The sequence below is a fragment of the Vibrio hepatarius genome, assembly GCF_001274785.1.
GTDB classification, from domain to species: domain Bacteria; phylum Pseudomonadota; class Gammaproteobacteria; order Enterobacterales; family Vibrionaceae; genus Vibrio; species Vibrio hepatarius.
In genome coordinates this window covers 1-2,479 of sequence record NZ_LHPI01000030.1, presented here as the reverse complement: position 1 = coordinate 2,479, position 2,479 = coordinate 1, and the positions used below count along the sequence as shown (strand labels likewise).

Sequence of the window (2,479 nt, the reverse complement as noted above, 5' to 3'; positions counted from 1 at the left end):
GCGTTTATTCTTCCTATACGTGCCGCGTTCCAGGCGGCGACTATGAGGGCTATGTCGATGCCCATGTGCGCCGGCTGGAGGCGCTACGCCGGGCCGGTATCGTCGAGCGGATCGACGCCGACCAATGGCGCATCCCCGATGATCTGGTCAGCCGTGCCGCCGCCCATGACGCCGGCCGAGACAGTCAGGCCAGCGTTCGCGTCCTTTCCCCGGTCGATCTGAACAAACAGATCGGATCGGACGGCGCGACCTGGCTGGACCGGCGGCTGATCCACGGCGAGACGGCCGACCTTGCGCCAACCGGCTTCGGGCAACAAGTCCGCGAAGCCATGGACCAGCGCCGCGAGCACCATATCGAACAGGGCGACGCCACCCGCAGCCGGGACAGCCGCGTCTTCTACCGGCGCAACCTTCTCGCCATCCTGCGGGAGCGCGAGGTAGCCGGCGTCGGATCGGATATGGCTTTGAGTAAGGGCCTGCCGTTCCGCGCCGCCACGGACGGCGAGAGCGTCAGCGGCAAGTTTACCGGAACCGTGCATCTATCGAGCGGCAAGTTCGCCGTGGTCGAGAAATCCCATGAGTTCACCCTTGTCCCGTGGCGGCCGATCATCGACCGCCAACTCGGCCGCGAGGTTATGGGCATCGTGCAGGGCGGGTCGGTGTCGTGGCAGTTAGGGCGGCAGAGGGGGCTGGAACGCTGAGTGCGCCCATGCCGCATTGCGAAGCAAAAGATAATCGGATAAAATGTAGCAATTCATATTCGTAAGCGTGGAGTAATCAGATGGGAAATTCCAAGTCAGCAGACAAGTAAGCCGCAACAACCAGTATTGTTGTTGCGGCGCTCTGTAAGGCTAGTCTCATCTGATTGCTGACGAGCAGACGTCGCCCGGTATTCCTTAATCGAGGGTTGATTCGTCATGACCACCACACGCCCCGCGTGGGCCTATACGCTGCCGGCAGCACTGCTGCTGATGGCTCCTTTCGACATCCTCGCTTCACTGGCGATGGATATTTATCTCCCTGTCGTTCCAGCGATGCCCGGCATCCTGAACACGACGCCCGCTATGATCCAACTCACGTTGAGCCTCTATATGGTGATGCTCGGCGTGGGCCAGGTGATTTTTGGTCCGCTCTCAGACAGAATCGGGCGACGGCCAATTCTACTTGCGGGCGCAACGGCTTTCGTCATTGCGTCTCTGGGAGCAGCTTGGTCTTCAACTGCACCGGCCTTTGTCGCTTTCCGTCTACTTCAAGCAGTGGGCGCGTCGGCCATGCTGGTGGCGACGTTCGCGACGGTTCGCGACGTTTATGCCAACCGTCCTGAGGGTGTCGTCATCTACGGCCTTTTCAGTTCGATGCTGGCGTTCGTGCCTGCGCTCGGCCCTATCGCCGGAGCATTGATCGGCGAGTTCTTGGGATGGCAGGCGATATTCATTACTTTGGCTATACTGGCGATGCTCGCACTCCTAAATGCGGGTTTCAGGTGGCACGAAACCCGCCCTCTGGATCAAGTCAAGACGCGCCGATCTGTCTTGCCGATCTTCGCGAGTCCGGCTTTTTGGGTTTACACTGTCGGCTTTAGCGCCGGTATGGGCACCTTCTTCGTCTTCTTCTCGACGGCTCCCCGTGTGCTCATAGGCCAAGCGGAATATTCCGAGATCGGATTCAGCTTTGCCTTCGCCACTGTCGCGCTTGTAATGATCGTGACAACCCGTTTCGCGAAGTCCTTTGTCGCCAGATGGGGCATCGCAGGATGCGTGGCGCGTGGGATGGCGTTGCTTGTTTGCGGAGCGGTCCTGTTGGGGATCGGCGAACTTTACGGCTCGCCGTCATTCCTCACCTTCATCCTACCGATGTGGGTTGTCGCGGTCGGTATTGTCTTCACGGTGTCCGTTACCGCGAACGGCGCTTTGGCAGAGTTCGACGACATCGCGGGATCAGCGGTCGCGTTCTACTTCTGCGTTCAAAGCCTGATAGTCAGCATTGTCGGGACATTGGCGGTGGCACTTTTAAACGGTGACACAGCGTGGCCCGTGATCTGTTACGCCACGGCGATGGCGGTACTGGTTTCGTTGGGGCTGGTGCTCCTTCGGCTCCGTGGGGCTGCCACCGAGAAGTCGCCAGTCGTCTAACCGACGACTGGTAGCAGGCCCGCTCCGATGCGGCGCACTAACCATCGAAACCTCGTGAATGTCGGTATCCTGTCTGGCAGGATACCGCTCATTTCCCTTGTTCAGTTCATCGCCGTCGCCGAGCATCTGAATTTTCGGCATGCGGCCAAGGCACTTGGTATCAGCCAGTCGAGCGTCAGCGCGCGTGTGAAAGCGCTGGAGGATAACCTTGGTGTCCTGCTATTTGAGCGCCATGCGCGGGGCGTTCGGCTAACAGACGCAGGCAGGCACTTCATGGAGCGTGTCACGGCGGGTGTCGATCAACTCGATCACGCAGTGAAGACCGCGGAGTGACGGGCACTGGCTGG

General features: G+C 60.0%; 3 protein-coding genes. All 3 read left to right on the top strand.

Annotated elements, in window-relative coordinates:
* The coding region (locus tag AKJ31_RS23475; protein ID WP_000326430.1) for a DUF3363 domain-containing protein at positions 1 to 701 on the top strand (701 nt) is incomplete at its 5' end.
* A gap of 216 nt (positions 702 to 917) precedes the next feature.
* The gene (floR, locus tag AKJ31_RS20545; protein WP_000214119.1) at positions 918 to 2,132 is read left to right on the top strand and encodes a chloramphenicol/florfenicol efflux MFS transporter FloR; all 1,215 of its coding nucleotides are present in this window, start codon (positions 918 to 920) and stop codon (positions 2,130 to 2,132) included.
* A 54-nt stretch (positions 2,133 to 2,186) separates the two neighbouring features.
* Positions 2,187 to 2,465, top strand: coding sequence for a LysR family transcriptional regulator (locus AKJ31_RS20540; RefSeq protein WP_001100557.1), 279 nt, complete (start codon positions 2,187 to 2,189; stop codon positions 2,463 to 2,465).
* The last annotated feature ends 14 nt before the right edge of the window (positions 2,466 to 2,479 follow it).

Excerpts from the sequence above, each read along its gene's own strand:
- floR (WP_000214119.1), top strand. The coding sequence starts at position 918 with ATGACCACCACACGCCCCGCGTGGGCCTATACGCTGCCGGCAGCACTG.